General features: G+C 69.9%; 15 protein-coding genes. 5 read left to right on the top strand and 10 right to left on the bottom strand.

The window, feature by feature from the left end; all coding sequences use genetic code 11:
* Positions 1-18: 18 nt before the first annotated feature.
* Positions 19-777, bottom strand: coding sequence for an SDR family NAD(P)-dependent oxidoreductase (locus tag F9C11_RS13870; protein WP_409185267.1), 759 nt, complete (start codon positions 775-777; stop codon positions 19-21).
* Positions 778-946: 169 nt separating this feature from the next.
* Here F9C11_RS13870 and F9C11_RS13865 point away from each other — a divergent pair, with 169 nt between their 5' ends.
* Positions 947-1,969, top strand: a complete 1,023-nt coding sequence (locus F9C11_RS13865; protein ID WP_409185266.1) for a methyltransferase — start codon at positions 947-949, stop codon at positions 1,967-1,969.
* A 21-nt stretch (positions 1,970-1,990) separates the two neighbouring features.
* Here F9C11_RS13865 and F9C11_RS13860 read toward each other — a convergent pair whose 3' ends face one another.
* From F9C11_RS13860 to F9C11_RS13825, 8 genes are all read right to left on the bottom strand, one after another.
* Positions 1,991-3,520, bottom strand: a complete 1,530-nt coding sequence (locus tag F9C11_RS13860; RefSeq protein ID WP_409185265.1) for an MFS transporter — start codon at positions 3,518-3,520, stop codon at positions 1,991-1,993.
* Positions 3,521-3,555: 35 nt separating this feature from the next.
* Positions 3,556-3,813, bottom strand: coding sequence for an acyl carrier protein (locus F9C11_RS13855; protein ID WP_037817205.1), 258 nt, complete (start codon positions 3,811-3,813; stop codon positions 3,556-3,558).
* 99 nt (positions 3,814-3,912) lie between these two features.
* Positions 3,913-5,118, bottom strand: coding sequence for a ketosynthase chain-length factor (locus tag F9C11_RS13850; RefSeq protein WP_409185264.1), 1,206 nt, complete (start codon positions 5,116-5,118; stop codon positions 3,913-3,915).
* Positions 5,115-6,368 (bottom strand): beta-ketoacyl-[acyl-carrier-protein] synthase family protein, encoded by a 1,254-nt coding sequence (locus tag F9C11_RS13845; RefSeq protein WP_409186903.1) that lies wholly within the window; start codon positions 6,366-6,368, stop codon positions 5,115-5,117. The genes F9C11_RS13850 and F9C11_RS13845 overlap by 4 nt, the downstream gene beginning before the upstream one ends.
* A gap of 224 nt (positions 6,369-6,592) precedes the next feature.
* Positions 6,593-8,680: a BTAD domain-containing putative transcriptional regulator gene (locus F9C11_RS13840; protein WP_409185263.1), complete on the bottom strand. Its 2,088-nt coding sequence runs from the start codon at positions 8,678-8,680 to the stop codon at positions 6,593-6,595.
* A gap of 123 nt (positions 8,681-8,803) precedes the next feature.
* Entirely contained in the window at positions 8,804-9,526 is a 723-nt protein-coding gene (locus tag F9C11_RS13835; protein ID WP_409185262.1) for an SDR family NAD(P)-dependent oxidoreductase, read from the bottom strand.
* Between the two features lie 152 nt (positions 9,527-9,678).
* Positions 9,679-11,229: an FAD-dependent oxidoreductase gene (locus F9C11_RS13830; RefSeq protein ID WP_409185261.1), complete on the bottom strand. Its 1,551-nt coding sequence runs from the start codon at positions 11,227-11,229 to the stop codon at positions 9,679-9,681.
* Positions 11,226-12,248, bottom strand: a complete 1,023-nt coding sequence (locus F9C11_RS13825) for a methyltransferase (RefSeq protein WP_409185260.1) — start codon at positions 12,246-12,248, stop codon at positions 11,226-11,228. Before F9C11_RS13825 ends, F9C11_RS13830 begins: the two co-directional genes overlap by 4 nt.
* Positions 12,249-12,517: 269 nt before the next feature.
* Between F9C11_RS13825 and F9C11_RS13820 the strand changes: the two genes are divergently transcribed.
* Together F9C11_RS13820 and F9C11_RS13815 are read left to right on the top strand one after the other, a co-directional pair.
* Complete coding sequence (locus tag F9C11_RS13820) at positions 12,518-14,017, top strand: FAD-dependent monooxygenase (protein ID WP_409185259.1); 1,500 nt, start codon at positions 12,518-12,520, stop codon at positions 14,015-14,017.
* A 306-nt stretch (positions 14,018-14,323) separates the two neighbouring features.
* Entirely contained in the window at positions 14,324-18,010 is a 3,687-nt protein-coding gene (locus tag F9C11_RS13815) for a multifunctional oxoglutarate decarboxylase/oxoglutarate dehydrogenase thiamine pyrophosphate-binding subunit/dihydrolipoyllysine-residue succinyltransferase subunit (protein ID WP_409185258.1), read from the top strand.
* 78 nt (positions 18,011-18,088) lie between these two features.
* Here F9C11_RS13815 and F9C11_RS13810 read toward each other — a convergent pair whose 3' ends face one another.
* On the bottom strand, positions 18,089-18,556 hold the full coding sequence (locus F9C11_RS13810; protein WP_409185257.1) for a nitroreductase family deazaflavin-dependent oxidoreductase: 468 nt from the start codon (positions 18,554-18,556) through the stop codon (positions 18,089-18,091).
* A gap of 149 nt (positions 18,557-18,705) precedes the next feature.
* Here F9C11_RS13810 and F9C11_RS13805 point away from each other — a divergent pair, with 149 nt between their 5' ends.
* Positions 18,706-19,944 (top strand): FAD-dependent oxidoreductase, encoded by a 1,239-nt coding sequence (locus F9C11_RS13805; RefSeq protein ID WP_409185256.1) that lies wholly within the window; start codon positions 18,706-18,708, stop codon positions 19,942-19,944.
* A 58-nt stretch (positions 19,945-20,002) separates the two neighbouring features.
* Positions 20,003-21,202 carry an MFS transporter gene (locus F9C11_RS13800; protein WP_409185255.1) on the top strand — a complete coding sequence of 400 codons (1,200 nt, stop codon included), beginning with the start codon at positions 20,003-20,005 and terminating at the stop codon, positions 21,200-21,202.
* The last annotated feature ends 48 nt before the right edge of the window (positions 21,203-21,250 follow it).

The raw sequence follows: 21,250 nt of genomic DNA, 5'->3' as shown, positions 1-21,250 counted from the left end.
TTGGTAGTGGTCCGGGGTTTAGCGGGTCATGTCCGAGCCGCCGTTTACCGAGACTACTGTTCCTGCGATGTAGCCTGCTTCTTTGCTGGTGAAGAAGGCCACTAGGGCTGCTACGTCTTCTGGTTCCGCTGCGCGGCCTGCTGGGATTCGTTTTTCGAAAGCGGAGAACCAGTCTGGCGGGGCCTCGCCTACGGCGTCGGTTCGGGTCAGGCCTGGGGAGACTACGTTCGCTACGACGCCGTGCGGGGCACCTTCTCTTGCCGCGAACTTCGCGTAGGAGATCAGTGCGGACTTTGCCGCCGCGTGTGCGACCACGTCTGCGCCGACCGGGCCCTTGCTGGCTTCCGCGGACAGGTAGACGAGGCGTCCGTAGCCCTGGTCCTTCATCAGCTGCCACACCGCGCGGGTGGGGTGGAAGGCCGCGGCCAGCTCGTCGTTCACCTTCGTGGAGAAGGTTTCCCACGGGATTTCCGCTACCGAGCCTTGCGCGAGGCCGACGTTCGCGTTGCAGACCAGCGCGTCCACTCGGCCGTAGGCTTCGACCGTCGCGTCCACCAGCGCTTGCGCGCCCTCGGCGGTGCGGACGTCGGCTCCTACCGCGATCGCTTCGCCGCCTGCCGTGGCGATGGCTTCCGCTGCTTCTTCCGCGGCCTCTTTGGACGTCAGGTAGTTGATCACCACCTGGTCGCCTCGTGCGGCCAGCCGTTTCGCGATGCCGCGGCCGATTCCGCGTGCCGCGCCGGTTACCACCGCGACGCGGCGTACCTGGTCTTCCACCCGCTGCTCCTCGGTTTCGGGCTCCCGGCTTCTCCGGGGGTGCCGTTTCCGCCAATCTATCCGCTGAAACCGTTGCCGCGACACCGCCTTCAGAGATCTTCGAGAACCTTTTGAACGGCGGCGGCGAGCATCGGACGACTGACCGAAACGGCGGAGGAGACTGACCCGGATGTCCGACGATCTCGCGCGCGCCCGCACGCCGCAGCTGGAGCTGATGAATCTCATCATCGGCGACTGGAAAGCCCGTGCCGTCTGCACGGCCGCCGAACTCGGCTGGCCCGACCGGCTCGCCGGCGGGCCCCGTACCGCGGCTCAGGTGGCCGCCGATTCCGGCACGGATCCCGTTGCCACCCAACGATTCCTGCGCTACCTCGCCGCACTCGGCGTGTTCCGCGAGGAGGACGGCGCGTTCGCCCTGACCGAACTCGGCGAGCTGTTGCGCAGCGACCGGGAAGACTCGCTGCGGCCGTACACGCTCATCGCGGGCTCCGAATTCCATCGCGCCTGGACTGACGTCGCCTCCGCCGTGCGAACCGGACAAAATGCTTTCGAAGGCGCATTTCACTCTAGCTTCTTCGAGTATCTTTCGGCGAACCCCGAAAGGCAAAAGCTGTTCGACCGGGCGATGGCGGGCAATACGGCGTTGTTCGACGCGGTCCCCGGTGCCTACGACTTCGGTGCGCACCAGCGCTTTGTCGACGTCGGCGGCGGCAGCGGCGAACTGGCGGTGCGGCTGCTCGCCGCGCATCCGCGCCTGCGGGGCACGGTCTACGACGCCGAACAGTCCGCGGAGAACGCGAAAAAGGCCATCGCGGACGCTGGCCTCACCGACCGGTGCGAGGTGGCGTCCGGGGACTTCCTGGAGTCCGTTCCCGAGGGCGGCGACGTCTATCTGCTCGCTCGAGTGCTGGTGAACTGGCCGGACGAGGACTGCGCCCGGATCCTGGCGAACTGCGCGGCCGCGGCCGCTCCGGGTGCGCGGCTGCTGCTGGTGGAACGCGTGTCCGGGCCGGGCGTGGACAACGCTTTGCTGCTGTCCCACGACACCTTGATGTACGTGCTCTTCGGCGGGGGCGGGATCCGCTCCAGCGCGGAAGTGACCCGGCTGCTCGAGGAAGCCGGGTTCGCGCTGGACGCGATCACTCCGCTGCCGCAGGAGTTCTCGCTGATCTCCGCCACCCGCCGAAGCTGAACGCCCCGGCCCGGGAACGCGTCAGGAAACCTCAGCCGCGCGCCGTTCCCGGGCCGGTACCACCACCAGCACGACAATCGCCGCCAGCACCGCGGCACCAGCGGCGGCGAGAGCCGTCGTCCGCATCGCGACCGTGAACGCGTCCGCGCCCGCGGCGAACAGCTCGGTGCCTTGGTTCCCGCCAAGCGCCGCCGCGGCGGCCTTCGTCGCTTCGATCGAATCGCCCGCCGCGACGCGCGACTGCGCCGGCAGCACCGACAACGCGGGCTCGACCCCGTTGCGGTACACGACAGTCAGCAGCGAACCCAGCACCGCGATGCCGATCGCACCGCCGATGCTGCGGCCCATGTTCGTCAGCGCCGAACCGACGCCCGCGCGCTCGCGCGGCACCGCCGACATGATCGTGGTGGTCGCCGGCGGCATCACGTTGGCCATCGCCAGACCGACCAGGAAGTCGGCGACGAACACCGGCCACAGCGGGCTGTTCTGGTCCAGCAGCGCGAAAATCGCCACGCCGACGGCGAGCAGCAGCAAGCCGCCGACGAGCACGTTCTTGGCCCCGAACTTCGCCGACAGCGCCGCCGAACGCGGCGAGAACACCGCCAGGGCCAGCGCCAGCGGGAGAATCGCCAGGCCGGTCATCAGCGGACTCACGCCGAGCACGCTCTGCAGGTAGAAAATCAGGAAGAACGGCACGCCGAAATTCACGAAGAACGCCAGCGTCACCGCGCTGGTCGCACCGGCGACGCGGCGGTCGGACACCAGCCGCAGATCCAGCGCGGGGGCCGCGGACCGCAGTTCCACCAGGATGAACACGACCAGCAGCAGCACGCCGAGCACCAGCGGGACGTACACCCGCGGATCGGCGACCGTGGCCAGGTTGCCCGCCTGGATGATTCCGTACACCAGCGCGGTGCTCCACGCGACCGACAGCACCACGCCGGGCACGTCGAGCTTGCGCGCGGTCGAAGTGGACTCCGGGACCAGCAGCACGGTCAGCACGATCGCGGCCAGCACGATCGGGCCGTTCACCAGGAAAATCGAGCCCCACCAAGCGAACTGGATGAGCACGCCGCCGAGCACCGGGGCCACCACGGCCGCGATGCCGGCGGCGGACACCCAGTACCCGATGGCGCGCGGGCGCTCCTTGTCGCCGAACACGTGCGAGATGGTCGCGAGCGTGGTCGGCGGGATCGCCGCGCCGCCCGCGCCCATCACGACGCGCCACAGCACCAGTTCGCCCGGGGAGTGCGCGAACGCCGCCAGCACGCTGGAAACGCCGAACACCACGAGCCCGATCAGGAGCACCTTCCGGTGCCCGAGCCGGTCCCCCAGCACGCCCCACGCCAGCAGCAGACCGGCGTAGACGAGCGTGAACCCGTTGACCACCCACTGCAGCTCGTCCGCGGACGCGCCGAGCCCGTCGACCGGATCGGCGAGCGCGCGGAAGGCGATCGTCACGATCGTCGCGTCCAGCACGGTGAGCAGAAAGGACGTCAGCAGCACCGCGAGGATCGCCCAGCGGCGCGGGTTCAGGGCAGGCTCGGACACCTGTCCTCCTTCGGAAGGCTTCGGCGGAATTCCCCTTACACCGCGGAACCGAGCCTGCTGTTCACCAGCTCGACCAGAGCGCGCGGCGTGTCGATGTCGACCACCGTTTCGTCCGGCAGCTCGACCCCGTAGTCGCGCTGGAGCATACTCGCGGTCTCCATCAGCGCGAGCGAGTCATAGCCCAATTCGGCGAACGGAATGTCGCGCGCGTCGGTGGTTTGTGCCATTTCGTCGCTCTCGCCGGCACAGCGGCGGATGATCTCCATCAGGTCTTCGTAGGTCAGCTCGCGCATGATCGCTCCTCCTGCCGCACGAAGGCGGCTATCGGTAGTTTTTCTTGCTGGACAAGGCTTTGCGGTTCGGCCGTTCGGGTGATCTTGAAACCGGCTCGCTCACACTCCGCGCAGCACCAGCGCGGCGTTGTGCCCGCCGATGCCGCGGGCGAGGACGACCGCGGCCCGCACCGGCGTTTCCCGCGCGGCACCGGTGACCAGGTCGATCCCGTGCTCCGGCACCGGATCCGAGACATTCGGCGTCGGCGGCACCACGCCGTGCCGGATCGCCAGCGCCGCGCACGCGACGTCCAATCCGGCCCCGCCCGCGGCCAGCCGGCCGACCCCGGCCTTGGGCGCGGTGACCGGGACCCCGCGTTCGCCGAACACCGCGCCGATCGCTTCGGCTTCCTCGCGGTCGAGCTTCGGATCCCCGGCCGCGTCGGCGAAAACGACGTCCACCTCGGCGGCCGAAAGGCCCGCGTCCGACAGGGCGAGTTCGATCGCCCGCCGCAGTCCCGGCGGACGGCCGCTGCCCGGTTTCGGGTCGAAAGTGGACGCATACCCGGCGATCTCGGCGTACGGCGGCTGCCGGTCCCGCGACGATTCCGCCGGTTCCAGCACGAGCACCGCGCCGCCCTCGCCGGGCACATACCCGGCGGCGGACCGGTCGAACGGCAGATACGCCCTCGCCGGTTCGCTGCTCTTGCTCAGCCGCCCGGAGGTCAACATCGCCGCCCAGCCCCACGGGCACAGCGCGCTGTCGATGCCGCCAGCCAACGCGACCGCGGTCCCGGAACGCACCGCGCGCCGGGCCTTTCCGATCGCGTCCAGCCCACCGGCCTGTTCGGACACCACCACCGCACCCGGGCCGCGCATGCCGTGCCGGATGGAGATCTGCCCGGTGTTGACCGCGTAGAACCACGCGAACGACTGGTACGCGCTGACGTATTTGCCGCCCTTGCTCCACATGTTCTGCAGCTCGCGCTGGCCGAACTCGTAGCCGCCCGCCGAACTGGCGGTGATCACCGCCAGGTCGAACCCGTCGTGCTCCTCCGGGTCGACTCCCGCGTCGGCCAGCGCCCATTCCGCGCCCACGAGCGACATTCGAGTGGAGTGGTCGGTCTGCGGCAGCAACCGGCTCGGCAGGATGCCCTTCGCGCTGAACCCGGCGACCTCGCCGGCGAGCGTGCTCGGGTACCCCGAGGCGTCGAACCGGGTCACCGGGCCGATTCCGCTGGCCCCTTCGAGCGTGGCTTCCCAGAACTGCTTGACCCCGCTTCCGGTCGGCGCGAGCACGCCGAGCCCGGTGATCACCGCGTTCATGCCGGACCGCCGACGTTGCCCGCGAGCACCATGGCGCTCTGGAAACCGCCGAACCCGGAGCCGACCGTCAGCACCGTGTCCACCTTGGCTTCTCGCGCCACCAAAGGAATGTAGTCCAAGTCCAGCTCCGGATCGGGTTCGGTGAGGTTGGCCGTGGGCGGCAGCAGTCCGTCGCGCATGGCGAGCAGGCTGGCGGCGATCTCGATCGAGCCGATCGCGCCGAGCGAATGCCCGACCATCGACTTGATCGAACTCACCGGGACGCGATAAGCGTGTTCTCCCAGCGAGTTCTTGAACGCCTGCGTCTCGTGCCGGTCGTTCTGCTTCGTGCCCGAGCCGTGCGCGTTGACGTAGCCGATCGACTCCGCCGGCACCCGCGCCTGGCCCATCGCCTGCCGGATCGCCTCGGTCATTTCCACGCCGTCCGACCGCAGTCCGGTCATGTGGTAGGCGTTGCAGCGCGTGGCGAATCCGGCGATTTCGCCGTAGATCCGGGCACCGCGGGCGAGCGCCCGGCCCAGTTCCTCCACCACGAACACCGCCGCGCCCTCGCCGAGGACGAACCCGTTGCGGGTGTTGTCGAACGGCCGCGACGCCGTCGCCGCCTCGTCGTTGCGCGGCGAGGTCGCCTTGATCGCGTCGAAGCACGCCACGGTGATCGGCGAGATCGGCGCGTCCGAACCGCCCGCGAGGACGACGTCCGCGCTGCCCTCGGCGATCAGGTCCCGCGCGTGGCCCACCGAGTCCAATCCGGACGTGCACCCGGTCGAGATGACCTGCACCGGACCTTCCGCGCCCGCCTCCCAGGCCACTTCCTTGGCCATCGAACTCGGCACGAAGTGGTCGAACAGATGCGGCACCGCGTACTCCGCGTCGACCTCCCATTTCCGCCCGCCGTCGCTCACCACGACGTACTCGCGTTCGAGGCTCATCGTCGCGCCGACCGCGCTGCCGATCGACACCCCGGTCCGGTACGGGTCCACATCGGACGGTGCGAGCCCGGCGTCGGCCATCGCCTCCCGCGCGCACACCACCGCGAACTGCGTCACCCGGTCCATCCGCCGCACCTGCTGCGGACCCAGCCCGGCCGCCTCCGGGTCGAAATCGCATTCGGCGGCGATCTGCGAGCGGAACTGGGAGGCGTCGAAAAAGGACACCGGCCGGGTGGCGGTCCGCCCGCCCGACACCATGTCCCAGAACGGTTCCCGCCCCGGTTTCCCCGGAGCCACCACACCTATCCCGGTGATCACCGCCCGGCGCGGACCTCCGCCGCCGTGCCGCGCCGGCACTCCCGCTGCCCCGGGGTGCCCTGCACTCGTACTCACTCCGTCTGCACCTGCCCTTCGCGCTCCGAGCGCCCGACGTCGCTGAAACCGAGTCTGGGCCCGGAGTGTCCAAGACGGATCGAAGCGGGGTCGAACGCGCTCCAGCCGGATTCGACCGGAACGACAGCGGATCGACCCCGCCCCGGCGGTCAGCCCGTGGCGACCGCGGCTTCGCGTGCCGCGGGCTCGGCTTCCCTTGCCAGCAGGCGGCCCGCGAACGACGGAAGCCGGGGAACGCGGTACACCGCGTCCGAGACGGACGGACGCAGAATGTCTACATTGGACTCAGCGGCGCGGTACCGGTGCGGGCCCGAACCGCCGCGTTCGCCGATTTCCTCGGCCAGCCCGGCGGATTCGAGGTCCTCGAGCACTTCGCGCACCAGTTCTCCAGGACGGCCAAGGATCTTGACCGCGTCCGGCACGGTGAACTCGTCGATGCTCGCCAGCCGCCGGAACGCCTCCTGCGCCGGCCCGCACAACGTCTGGTAACTCGCCCGGACGCTCGCGTCGACCGTGCCTTCCCCGCACGGCAACCGAAGCACCGCACCGGGATCGCGGGACAACCGGTCGTGCATCCGGCGCAACGACCAGGTCGGCCGGTAAGCCAGATACCCGCCGACCGCCGCGACGGCCAGCGGCAGCCTGCCGCACATCCGCACCAGCGCGCTCGCGCAGTCGAGGTCCTCCAGCATCCGCCGCCGTCCGATGAACTGGCCGAGCAGCTCCAGCGATTCGTTGACCGTCAGCGGCGGCAGATGCACCGGCGCGACCACGCCGCGCAAGTACAGCCGCCGTCTGCTCGCGACCAGCAGCAGGCTGCCCGGACCGCTGGGACGCAACAGATCCACTTCGGACGACCGGGCGGCGTCGTCCACGACGACCAGCAGCCGCCGGGTGGCGGTGTAGTCGCGGTAGACGTTCACCAGCTCGGACATCGACGGCGACGGCGACAGCGGAACGCCGCACGCGCGCAGGCAGCCGGCGAGCACGTCGGCCATCGTCTCCTCGCCGCGGTGCACCGGAGTCAGCGACGCGAAGATCTGCCCGTCCGGGAACGTCGCGCGGACCCGGTGCGCGACGTGCACGAGCAGCGAGGTCTTGCCCGCGCCCGGCCCGCCGGTGATCTCCACGACGGCGCTGCCGCCGGTGAGCTTGGTGCGCGCGGCGGAACATCGCCGCACCAGCTCGCGGATCTCTTCTTCCCGGCCGACGAAATCGGGCACGTCCGACGGCAGGTGATTCGGGCCGCACGCCTCGGGCAGCGCCGGCCGCAGCGGGACCAGGTCACCCTCCGCATCCGGGCGCACCACGGAAACCACTTCGACGACACTGCTCTCAGTCACGGTGCCGTTGTCGTCGATACTCCGGACGACTGCATCCGCAGCGCGCTCGATTTGCCCGTTCTGGTGCGTTTGCCCGTTGTCTAGACCAGTTGTGGCCTCACTCACACTCCCGCCGCGCGGGACCGGAAGGGTGAGCGCGGGATCGTCCACCAGGATCTGCTGGTGCACCGAACGCAGCGTCGCCGACGGCTCGATGCCCAGCTGCGCGATGAAATCGCTGCGCACCCGGTGGTAGACGTCGAGCGCCTCGACCCGGCGGCCGCAGCGGTAGAGCGCGACCATCAGCTTCGCCGAATACGCCTCGTGGGTCGGATTCGCCTTGACCACCCCGGCCAGCTCGTCCACCACGCGGCGGTGCCGTCCCAGCGCCAGCTCGGCCTCGAACCGCAGGTCGAGCGCGGCTTTGCGGCTTTCCTCCAGCTGGGTCGCCCGCGCGGAGAGGGTCGGGCCGAGGGGAAGATCGGACAGCGCGGCCCCGCGCCACAGCGCGAGCGCCTGCCTGGCCAGTTCGGCGCAGGCTTCGAGGTCGCCCGCGTCGTGCCGGTCGCGGGCCTGGTCGAGCAGCGCCGAATAGCGCACCGCGTCGACCACGTCCGCCCGCGGCACCTGCAGTTCGTACCCGTGCGGACGGGTCAGCAGCACGGTCGCGCCCTCCTCGGCCGATCCGGCCAGCCGCAGCGACTTGCGCAGCTGGTAGACGTAGGTCTGCAACGTCGTGGCCGCGCTCGCCGGAGGGTTGTTCTCCCACAGCTCCTCGACGAACTGCTCGAAGTGCACCGCCCGGTTGGCGTTCAGCGCGAGCATGGCCAGCACGGTGCGGAGCTTCGGCGCGGACGGCGTCTTGCTCACCCCGTCCGCGCGCACGGCCAGCGGTCCCAATATCGCGATCTGCATCCGACCCCCAGATACCTGCCGAAAGAGCACGCCAGGCAGCGGCCTCGCGTGCTTCGCTTTCCCCCAGTGAGACGCCAGCGACGCTAGCAGAGAAACGGCTTCCTGATGCCGGGTGCGAAAAACTTAACGTCCGCCTGATACTTCTGCGAACTGCCCGTTCGTATTGCCGTTGGCGGCCGAACACAGGAACACTGCCAGTTGTGCGACATCACCCGGACAGCTCAATCGGCCACTGGGCGTGATGGCTCGCTCGCGCTCCAGCATCTCCTCCGGAACCTGTTGCGCAACACGGGGAGTAACGGTCAGGCCAGGCAGAATGGTGTTGACCAGCACTCCGTCGCGGCCGACGTCCCAGGCGAGGCTCGTGGCGAAACCGTGCAATGCGGACTTCACCGCACCATAAGCCTCGCGGCCCGGCTTGCCCGCGGTCGCTGCGCGCGACGAAATAAATGCGATCCGTCCCCATTTCTTCTCGCGCATACCGGGCAGCACCTTCGCCACCGTGTGGAACACCGGCGCGATATTCACATTGAGGAACGAAACGCAATCCTCCGTAGGTAGTTCTTCGAACAATTTTCCCGGCTTGCGCAGCGCGCCCGGACTGATCGCATTCGCGACCAGCACGTCCACCGGGCCCCAGTGCTCCCGCACGGCCTCGACCGCCGCGTCCACACTGGCCAGATCGGCCAGGTCGTAGTGCACCGCGAAGCCGCGGTCCGGACCGCATTCGCGCGCGACCTCTTCGGCCGCCTCGCGGTTGGCCCGGTAGGTCACCGCGACCTTGGCCCCTTCGGCGGCGAACGTGCGCGCGAGTTCGGCCCCGATCCCGCCGCTGCCGCCGGTCACCAGCACGACCTTGCCGGTCAGCCCCAGATCCACCTTCGCTCCTCGATGTTCTCTCAGTAGTGAGCGCGGCGAAGGTCCGGGAGGGGAACCCGCACGGAATCAGCTTCCCTCAGGATTCCCGTCCCGGACTTCCGCGCGGCCGTCGGACAGGGTCAGACAGAAAGGTGCGCGTGCCGCAGCACGGCGCGCACGACGGCGGCGGACATCCGGTCGCCGCGGTCGGCCACGTAGCCGTCCGGACGCGTCAGGATCCAGCCCGTCGCCGAAAGGCCGAGCGCCCGCCGCAACGCGCCGTCGGCGTCCGGCAGGTCCCCGCCCGGACCCGCCACCCGCGGCACCAGCCAGCCGCCCAAGGACGGCAAGTCTTCTCGCGGGGCGTCCGGGCCGAGCACGAGCGTCCAGCCCGGTTCCCGCAGTTGCGCCAGCAAGGCCTGCCACGCCGGGGTTTCCGCCTCCGCACCGGTGACGGCCGACAGCCGTTCGCCCGGTCGCGGGCCCGGTCCGGCCGGGGCGGAACCGCCGCCGTAGGACAGGCCCAGCGCGGACATCCCGCCCATGATCTTGCGTTCCAGCTTGCCGCGCAGCACCGAAACGTTCCGCAGCACGCCGAACGCCACCGGCAGGACCGCGGCGACGTACGGATTTTTCAGCTGTACCAGGAAAGTCGCCTTCTTCGTGGTGCGCAGCAGCTCCGCGCCCACCGGCACCCGCTCGCGCGAGTAGCTGTCGAGCAGCTGCTCGTCGGCTTGCCCGTCGATGACCATCGCCAGCTTCCACGCGAGGTTGTACGCGTCCTGGATGCCGGTGTTCATGCCCTGGCCGGACGCCGGGCTGTGCACGTGCGCGGCGTCGCCGGCGACCAGACAGCGGCCGGACCGCATCGCCGGCACCATCCGCTGCTGGATGGAGAACACCGAAACCCACGTCGGCGGCGAAACCACGGTCGGCACGCCGGTCGCCGCGGACACCTTCTCCGAGAACCGCCGCGCTACCACCGCGTCGTCGCCGGAGCCGGAGTACTCGACGTCGCGAGTGTCGAGCAGCCGCCATTTGCCCTCGTCCGGGAACGGCACCATCATCACCGAACCTCCCGGAGTCCGGATGAGATGGATGCTGTCGCGCGGCAACGCGGTATCCGCCTGTGCGTCGGCGATCAGCCAAGTCTCCGACGAGTCGCCCTCGAGCTTCAGCCCCAGCTTCTTGCGCACCGCGCTGTGCCCGCCGTCGCAGCCGACCAGCCAGTCCGCCGTGGTCTCCTCGACCTCGCCCTCGCGTTCGAGCCGGACCTGGACGCCGTCCCCAGTGTCGGTGAAGTCCGCCAGCGCGACGCCCCACTCGACCTCGACGCCCTGTTTGGCCAGCGCGGTCCGCAGCACCTCCTCGGTGATGACCTGGTCGACCATCAACGTGAACGGCAACCGCGTCGGCAGCCGCGAGTAGTCCGCCCGGAGCCCGACCATTCGCTTGCCGCGCAGGTGAATGGTGAACGCGCGCACCTGCTGCCCGCGCGGCAGGAGATCGTCGAGCACGCCCATCTGGTCGTAGATCTCCAGCGAACGGGGATGCGTCGCCAGCGCCCGGCTGGTCACCGCCGGACCGGCCGCCCGGTCGACGATCCGCACCCGCACGCCGCGCCGGGCCAGTTCGTGCGCCGCGGTCAGCCCGACCGGACCGGCCCCGACGACCAGCGCCTGCGTGCTCACGGTTTCACCGCGACCACAACGGTGTCGTTGCCGCGCGGCAAGGTCGTGGCGGCACGGAATTCCAGCCCGGCCTCGTCCAGCCACTCGCGCAGCTGCGGCACGGTGTACTCGGAACCGCCGTCGGTGATCAGGCCGACGTTGATGCTGCCGATCAGGCTGCGCAGGTCCGGGTTCTCCGCGTCGAGGATCTGGTCGTACACCACGACCGCGCCTCCGCTCGGAATCGCGTTTTTGGCCCGCACCAACAGTTCCACGCGCCGCTTCGGGTCCCAGTCGTGCAGCACGTGGCCGAACACGACCACATCGGTCTCCGGCAACGGCGTCTCGAAGAAGTCGCCGGCGTGGAACGTCACCCGGTCCGCGACGCCCAGCTCCGCCATCAGCTCGTCAAAGTGCGGTTCGATCGGCGGCAGCTCGAACACGCCGCCATGCAGATGCGGATGCGCGAGGCACAGCTGCGCCGCGACATTGCCGCGCGCGCCGCCGACGTCAACGAAGCTCTTGTACTCCGCCCAGTCCACGTGCTCGGCCAGCTGCGGCGCGACCAACGCGTTGTTCGCGTCCATGTGCACCAGGAAAGCCTTGGCGCGCACCGGATCCTCGTACAGCTTGGCGAACGCGCCGTGCCCGCCGATGTCCGCCTTCGGCTCGCCGTCGCGCAGCGCCTCGGACAACTTGCCCCACATCGCGTAGTGCCGCTCCGACGTCGTGCGGACCCGGGCGCCGAGGTAGCCGCTCCCGGACGCGCCCGGCACCAGCACCTCCGCGGCCGCCGGGGAGTTGCTGAACTTCTCGCCGTCGCGCTCCAGCAGCCCGAGCGCGGCGAGCGCCTGGACGAAATCGCCGGTGAACCGCTGGTGCAGCCCGAGTTCCTGGCGGATCTCGCCGATCGTCCTCGGCGCGGCGGCCAGCAGTTCGAACACGCCCAGCTCGACCGCGCTGTGCAGGATCTTCGACTGGGTGAACAGCATGTTGAGGCGGGCGATCGCCTGCGCGTCCACGGTGGTGTGGGCAGTCATCCCGGGCCGTACCTGCCTTCCGTTTCTGTGGTCCGCGGGCACGACAGCCGCGGAAAACCTCGTGTGCGGCGATGCTTCCGGCCGGGTCTCGAAGGGCCCTCGACACGCTCTCGACCTCCGCCGACGCCCCGCTCAGGCCGTCTCCGGCACCGTCCAAGACCGCTCGGCGAGCGCTGAATCCCCAGCACAGCGCGTATGGCCGCGAACCCGCGCGGCGCCTCAGGCTTGTCCGGACTGAAGACAGGCATGGACACATGGGGAGCACCGGGATGGATGTCGAGTACGACGTGGTGATCGTGGGCGGCGGCCCGGTCGGGCTGATGCTCGCGAGCGAACTCGGGCTGCGGCCCGGCCGGGTGCTCGTGCTGGAGCGGCTCGCCGAGCCGAGCGGGCAGTCCCGCGCGCTCGGCCTGCACTCGCGCACCGTCGAGGTGCTCGACCAGCGCGGCCTGCTTCCCCGGTTCAGCGAGGGCGCGCCGGTGTGGCCGAAGGGGCATTTCGCCGGCATGCGGCTGCTCGATCTCAGCAAGCTCAACGGACGGCACACCTACGCGCTGATGGTCCCGCAGTCGCGCACCGAGGCGATCCTCGAAGAGCGGGCGCGGGAACTGAACGTCGAGATCCGCCGCGGGCACCGGCTCACCGACCTGGAGAACGGGCCCGACGCGGTGGTCGCCACGGTGACCGGCCCGGACGGCGAATACCGGATCCGCTCCCGCTACCTCGTCGGCTGCGACGGCGGGAGCAGCCTGGTCCGCAAGCTGGCCGGCATCGATTTCCCCGGCACCGCCTCCAACATCGACGCGATGCTCGCCGACGTCCACCTCGACCAGGTGCCCGACGGCCCGCACCTGGCCCGCTGCAAGGGCGGCGTATTCGGCACGGTTCCGCTCGGCGGCGACCTCTACCGCGTCGTGTCGGTCGAGTTCCGCCCGCCGACCGCGCACCGCGACGACCCGGTCGAACTGGAGGAACTCGCCGCCTCGGTCAAGCGGGTCACCGACCAGGAACTGCAGATGCGGGACCCGGTGTGGCTGTCGCGCTTCGGCGACGCGACCCGGCAGGCCGCGCAGTACCGCAAAGGCAGGGTCATGCTCGCTGGCGACGCCGCGCACGTGCACTTCCCGGCCGGCGGACAGGGCCTCAACACCGGCATCCAGGACGTGGTGAACCTCGGCTGGAAGCTCGCCTCAGTCGTCAACGGCGGCCCCGAGGACCTGCTCGACACCTACCACGACGAACGCCATCCGGTCGGCGCGCGCGTCTGCTTCAACACCCAGGCCCAGCTCGCGCTGATGGACCCGCGCCCGGAGATCGGCCCGCTGCGCGAGCTGTTCGGGACACTGATGGAGTTCGAGGAGGTCAACCGCTACCTCGCGGAGATGATCACCGCGCTCGACGTGCGCTACCCGGTCTTCCCCGCCTCCGACCACCCGCTGGCCGGGACCCGGGTCCCGGAGTGGTCGGTCGTCGTGGACGGCGCCGCGACCACCACGGTGAAGCTGCTGCACTCCGGCCGCGGCGTGCTCGTCGACCTCACCGACGGCCCCGCCGTCGCCCGCACCGCCGCGCCCTGGCTCGACCGGCTCGACCTCGTTTCCGGCTCCCCGTGCACCAGCGACGTCCCCGCCGCGTTCCTGCTGCGCCCGGACGGGCACCTCGCCTGGCTGGCCGAAAGCCCGGACACCGACCCCGCCGACCTGCGCGAGGCGCTGCGCGCGTGGTTCGGACCGGCACCCGTGCGCTCGCTGCCCGCCACGGCGAGCTGACCCCGGCCGCGCCGCGAGGGCCGAAGCCGCGGCCGCGGTGCGCGTGCGGCAGCCGCGCCGGGGCCGTGCTGTGGCCGTGCTGTGGTCGAGATCACCCCAAACCGGCCGGAGTGACGGCATTCGGCCCTTGCGACGCGTACGGTGGTCCCTGCTGTCTGTCAGGCTGGGCCTCTCAACCGATCCAGACAATGACCTGTCTCACGAGCGTCCAGGTGGCGTGTTTCAGGCCACCGGCAGGGGACTAGCCTGGCGGTCAGCAGATGCTTGTGATATCGGATCGAGAATGGATAGAGGCGAGAGCCAGCCGTGGCCAGCAGCAGTCCCGCATCGCAGTTCGGTGCCAATGAGTGGCTCGTCGAAGAAATGTACGAGCGGTTTCTCGCGGACCCCCAGTCGGTAGACGCCGCCTGGCACGATTTCTTCGCCGACTACAAGCCCACTCCGGGCGGCAACGGCACGCAGGCGGAAGGAAACGGGGAAGCCAAGACCGCCCCCGCCGCCAAGCCCGCCGCGCCGGCCGCGAAGTCCCCGGCGGCTCCGGCCGCCAAGGCCGCGCCCGCACCGGCGGCCAAGGCCCCGGCCGCCAAGCCCGCCCCGGCCGCGAAGCCGGCGGCCTCCGCGCCCGCCAAGACCGCTCCGGCGAAGGACGCCGAACCGGAGTCCAAGCAGCTGCGCGGCGCCGCGGCGGCGATCGCCAAGAACATGGACGCCTCGCTTTCCGTGCCCACCGCGACCAGCGTGCGCGCGGTCCCGGCGAAGCTGATGGCGGACAACCGCATCGTCATCAACAACCACCTCAAGCGCACCCGCGGCGGCAAGATCTCCTTCACGCACCTCATCGGCTACGCCATGGTGCGGGCGCTGAAGGACTTCCCGAACATGAACCGGCACTACCAGCTGATCGACGGGAAGCCGTTCGCGGTCACGCCGGAACACGTGAACTTCGGCCTCGCCATCGACATGAAGGGCAAGGACGACTCCCGCACGCTCGTCGTGGCCTCCATCAAGGCCACCGAGAACATGACGTTCATGCAGTTCTGGCAGGCCTACGAGGAAATCGTCAAGAAGGCCCGCACGAACAAGCTCACCGCGGACGACTTCGCGGGCACCACCATCTCGCTCACCAACCCGGGCGGCATCGGCACCAACCACTCGGTGCCGCGGCTGCAGGCAGGCCAGGGCGCGATCATCGGCGTCGGCGCGATGCAGTACCCGGCGGCGTTCGAGGGCACCAGCGAGAAGACCCTCGTCGACCTCGCGGTCAGCAAGATCATGACGCTGACCTCGACGTATGACCACCGCATCATCCAGGGCGCGGAGTCCGGCGAGTTCCTGAAGCGCATTCACGAACTGCTGCTCGGCGAGGACGGCTTCTACGACGACGTCTTCACCAGCCTGCGGCTGCCGTACGAGCCGATCCGCTGGGTCGCCGACATCCCGGACGGCCCGGTCGACAAGACCGCGCGCGTCATGGAGCTGATCGAGGCGTTCCGGATGCGCGGCCACCTGATGGCCGACACCGACCCGCTGAACTACCGCCAGCGCAGCCACCACGACTTGGACGTGCTCAGCCACGGCCTGACCCTGTGGGACCTCGACCGCGAGTTCGCCGTCGGCGACTTCTCCAGCCGCGAGCGGATGAAGCTGCGCGACATCCTCGGCGTGCTGCGCGACTCCTACTGCCGCACGGTCGGCGTGGAGTACACGCACATCCTCGACCCCGAGGAGCGGCGCTGGATCCAGGAGCGCGTCGAGGTCCGGCACAGCAAGCCGGAACCGTCGGTGCAGAAGTACATCCTGTCGAAGCTCAACGCCGCCGAGGCGTTCGAGACCTTCCTGCAGACCAAGTACGTCGGCCAGCGGCGGTTCTCGCTGGAAGGCGGCGAGACCCTGGTCCCGCTGCTGGACACGGTGCTCGACAAGGCCGCCGAGGCCGAACTCGACGAGGTCGTCATCGGCATGCCGCACCGCGGCAGGCTCAACGTGCTGGCGAACATCGTCGGCAAGCCGATCAGCCAGATCTTCCAGGAGTTCGAGGGCAACCTCGACCCGGGCCAGGCGCACGGCTCCGGCGACGTGAAATACCACCTGGGAGCCGAGGGCAAGTACTTCCGGATGTTCGGCGACGGCGAGACCCGGGTGTCGCTGGCGTCCAACCCGTCGCACCTGGAGACCGTCGACCCGGTGCTCGAGGGCATCGTCCGCGCCAAGCAGGACGTCCTCGACAAGGGCGGCGAGGGCTACACCGTGCTGCCGGTCCTGATGCACGGCGACGCGGCCTTCGCGGGCCAGGGCGTCGTGGCCGAGACCCTGAACCTGGCGCTGCTGCGCGGCTACCGCACCGGCGGCACCGTGCACGTGGTCGTCAACAACCAGGTCGGCTTCACCACCGCGCCGGAGCACTCGCGGTCCAGCCAGTACGCCACCGACGTCGCGAAGATGATCGGCGCGCCGGTCTTCCACGTGAACGGCGACGACCCGGAGGCCGCGCACTGGGTCGCGAAGCTGGCGGTCGACTACCGCCAGGCGTTCCACAAGGACGTCGTGATCGACCTGATCTGCTACCGCCGCCGCGGCCACAACGAGGGCGACGACCCGTCGATGACGCAGCCGGCGATGTACGACATCATCGACACGAAGCGTTCGGTCCGGAAGATCTACACCGAATCGCTGATCGGCCGGGGCGACATCTCCGTCGAAGAGGCCGAGGCCGCGCTGCGCGACTTCTCCAGCCAGCTCGAGCACGTCTTCAACGAGGTGCGAGAACTGGAGAAGCACCCGGCGAAAGCGAGCCCGTCGGTCGAGGGCGAACAGCAGATCCCGGCGAAGGTCACCACCGCCGTGTCGCGCGAGGTCGTCGAGAAGATCGGCGACGCGTTCGTCAACCTGCCCGAGGGCTTCACCCCGCACCCGCGGGTCAAGCCGGTCATGGAGCGCAGGCACAAGATGTCGCGCGAGGGCGGCGTCGACTGGGCGTTCGGCGAACTGCTCGCGTTCGGGTCGCTGGCGCTGGAAGGCCGTCTCGTGCGGCTGTCCGGCCAGGACTCCCGGCGCGGCACCTTCACCCAGCGGCACTCGGTGTTCATCGACCGCAAGAACGGCCAGGAGTACTCGCCGCTGCAGCACCTGGCCGAGGGCCAGGGCCGCGTGATGATCTACGACTCGGCGCTGTCGGAGTACGCGGCGGTCGGCTTCGAGTACGGCTACTCGGTGGCGAACTCCGACGCGCTGGTGATGTGGGAAGCGCAGTTCGGCGACTTCGTCAACGGCGCGCAGACCGTGATCGACGAGTACATCTCCTCCGGCGAGGCCAAGTGGGGCCAGCGCTCGGACGTCGTGCTGCTGCTGCCGCACGGCCACGAGGGCCAGGGCCCGGACCACACGTCCGGCCGGATCGAGCGGTTCCTGTCGCTGTGCGCGGAGGCGTCGATGACCGTCGCGGTCCCGTCGACCCCGGCGAACTACTTCCACCTGCTGCGCAGGCACGCCCTCGACGGCATCCAGCGCCCGCTGATCGTCTTCACCCCGAAGTCGATGCTGCGCAACAAGGCGGCGACCTCGGCCGTCGAGGACTTCACCGGCCAGAGCCGCTTCATGTCGGTGATCGACGACGCCACCCAGGACCCGGCGAAGATCCGCAAGGTGCTGCTCACCTCGGGCAAGCTCTACTGGGAACTGGTGGCCGAACGCGAAAAGCGCGGCGCGGACGACGTCGCCATCGTGCGGATCGAGCAGTACTACCCGCTGCCGAAGAAGAAGCTGCTGGCCGCGGTGGAGCGCTACTCGAACGCGCAGAACATCACCTGGGTCCAGGAGGAGCCGGAAAACCAGGGCGCGTGGCCGTTCTTCGGCCTCAACCTGCCCCGGAAGTTCCCGGAGTTCTTCACCGGACTGGACGTGGTGGCGCGCCGCCCGATGGCCGCCCCGTCGGCCGGTTCGTCCAAGGTGCACGAGGTCGAGCAGAAGGCGCTGATCGCCAAGGCGTTCGACTGATCCTCGTTACCACCGGAGGCCGCCGCGGGAGTCGTTCCCGCGGCGGCCTTCGCCGTGGTGGGGGTCGTGGCGCCGGTTCTAACCGGCAACGCCGTTCACGACCGCCTCCACCCGAAACACTGCGATCCGCCCCGCAGCCTCCGCCACCCCGTCCGGCGTCGGCGACTCAGCCAACCCCGTAGTCACGTAACGCCGCCCCACGCTCGGCGGCCCGCTCGCGACCACCTCCCGCAATACCGGCCCCCGCTCCGCGACCGGCAGCTCCGCGAACCGCACCCGCCGCGACCGCCGCCCCCGGGACAGCGTTCCCTCCCCGGCCGCGCGCACGTTCGCCACCCAAGCCGCCTTCGGGAACGCCTGGATCAGGTACTCCTCGCCCCGGACTTTCAATACTGCCAACGGAAACGTCCGCGGCTCGCCGCTGCGCCGTCCGGCGACGGTGAGCAGCTCCATCGGCCCGAACGCGAGCCCCGCGCGCTGCAGGGCGGTGATGACCCGGTTGATCGTGTTGACCTTGCGCCGGTATCCGGCTGCCTTGGCGTCCATGCCTCGAGCGTACGCCAACTCGTACGAGTTTCATACTTTCTGAAGTCCATAGCTATACCCTCCGGGTATGCCCGGGGTGCCGGAACGGCAGTGGCGGCGCTGTCGCCGGACCCAGTTCACTGGGTGCCAAACACCCGAGGAGGGCTCGAGTGCACTACGACGTCGTCGTAGTCGGAGGCGGTGCTGGGGGTATCGCCTCCGCGGCCGGGGCGGCGCGGTCCGGGGCACGGGTGCTGCTGGTCGAGCAGTACCCGTACCTGGGGGGTGCGGCGACGATCAGTTCCGTGCTGACCCTCTGCGGATTCTTCGACCAGACCGGCGAACAGGTCGTCGCGGGCGTCGGCGAGGAGGTGCTGCAGCGGCTGCGCAGGCGCGGCGCCTACGAAGAGAAGACGATGGGCTGGACCGGCAACAAGATCGTCTTGCTCGACCTGGAAACCACCAAACTGGTCTACGACGAACTCGCCGCGGACGCGGGCGTGGACGTCCTCCTCCACACGAAACTCGTCGGCGCGAAGCGAACCCACGGCGTCGTCACCGAGGTCGGCCTGCACCATCGGGGCGGCCTCGAACGAGTCACCGCCGGCGCGTTCATCGACGCCAGCGGCGACGGCGCGCTCCTGGCCGCCGCTGGGGCCGCCGTCCGCGTCGCCCCGCTGAGCGAGCGGCAAACCAGCACGCTCGTCTGCCGCTTCTCCGGCGTCCCCGAAGACGCCGACCTCTCCCGCGAGGGGCTGCGCGCCGCGATCGCCGCGTACCAACGGGAAACCGGCGTCCAGCTGCCCCGCGATTACGGCATCGCCGTGCATCTTCCGTTGACCCGCAACGTCATCGCGCTCCTGGTGGACGAACAAACCGACGTCCTGGACGCCGCCTCGCTCAGCCGCGACGAAGCCAGCGCGCGCCGGCAAGCGTGGCAATACCTCGACGCACTGCGCAAACACCTGCCCGGCTGGTCGTCGGCCCGCCTTGAAGAAACCGGCCCCCAGCTGGGCATCCGCGAAGGCCGCCACCTGGTTGGCCGCGAACAGCTCACCGGCCGCGACGTGCGGACCGCCCGCAAACGCCCCGACGCGTCGATCGGCCGGTGCGGCTGGCCGATCGAAGACCACGCGGGCCCCGGCGTCACCCGCTACGAACCCATCGCCGGCCGAGGCTGGTACGACCTCCCCTACGGCGCGATCTGCTCCGCCGACACCCCGAACCTGTGGGCAGTCGGCCGCTTGACCAGCTCCGACGACGACGCGTACGCCTCAGTCCGCGTCATGGGCACCGCCTTCGCGACCGGCCACGCGGCGGGGATCGCCGCCGCCCAGTACGTCGGCGGCCGGGCCCACGACGTCCGCGCGATCCGCACCGAACTGCACCGGCAGGGCGCCCTGGCTTGACCCGCACCGCCGGCAACGGGAACCTTCCCTGATCGTCTTCCCGGCCGAAGGAGCCCCCATGCCGAGCCGTTATCGCTGGGTCGTCCTGCTGCTCTGCTGGGCGGTGTTCACGATGACCTCGGTCGACCGGTCGACCTGGGGCCCGGCGTCCTCCGCGGTCAGCGATTCGCTCGGCGTCCCGCTCGCCGCGCTCGGGATTTTCGCCACCTGCTACTACATCGGCTACGTCGTCTCCAACACCGCGGGCGGCTTCCTCTCGGATTGGCTCGGCAGCCGCGCGGTCCTGGGCCTCAGCTCGCTGGTCGCGGGCGCGCTGATGGCGGGATTCGGCTCCACCACCTCCATCGCGTGGGGCTTGGTGCTGCAGGCTTTCCTGGGCCTCTTCGCGGGCGTCGACTTCTCGGCCGGGCTGAAGCTGATCACCACATGGTTCCGCCCCGAGGAGCACGGCTTAGCGAGCGGCATCTTCATGACCGCGACGTCGCTGGGCACGGTGGTAGCCAACGCCGTCGTGCCCACTCTGGTGAAAAACAGCGGCTGGCCAGTGTCGTACCACCTGTTCGGCGGCGTGACTGCCGCACTCGGCCTGTTGTGCCTGGCCTTCCTCCGCAACGGCACTGCCTCCGCGTCCACCGGCCGCGCTCTGCCGAACCCGCGCCCGCTCTTCCGCAACCGCGATTTACTTCTGCTGGGCTTGGCCGGTTTCGGCGGCCTGTGGGGCACCTACGGTTTCGTCACGTGGTCCAACACCCTGATGATCCGCGGCGAACACATCGACCCCGTACGAGCGGGCGTAGTCCTGGTGATTTTCTCCGGCACGGCGGTGGTGATCAAACCGCTGATCGGCTGGCTCACCGACAAAATCGGGCTGGGCAGGCGAATCCCCATCATCGCGGTCCTGATTCTCTTCGGCGCCGCGCTGCTGGTCTTCGGTTCCCTGAGCAGCTACGGCGCTTTCCTAGTGATAGCCCCGATTCTCGGCATCGGCGCCTACGCCTACAGCCCGCTGACCGCCGCCATGATCCCCGCCCTGACCGGCACCCGGCTGACCGGTTCCGCCGCCGGCGCGGTGAACGCGTTCTGGCAACTGGGCAGCGTTGTCGTCCCCGCCGTGGTGGGCCCGGTCTTCCACGCGACCGGCTCGTTCTACTCAGCGTTCCTCACCCTGGCCGCCGGACCGCTCGTCGGCGCGGCCGTCCTCTTCTTCATGCGAGACGACCGCCCGGCGCGGGTCGCTCCGCGGGCAGCCACCGCTTGATCAGGGTGTTCCCGCGGGCACCCGGGCAGTGAACCCGCCGACGACGAT

This window comes from Amycolatopsis sp. VS8301801F10, assembly GCF_046195355.1.
Classification (GTDB): Bacteria; Actinomycetota; Actinomycetes; order Mycobacteriales; family Pseudonocardiaceae; genus Amycolatopsis.
The sequence above is the reverse complement of the archived record's forward strand: the minus strand, read 5'-3'. Positions and strand labels throughout refer to the sequence as shown.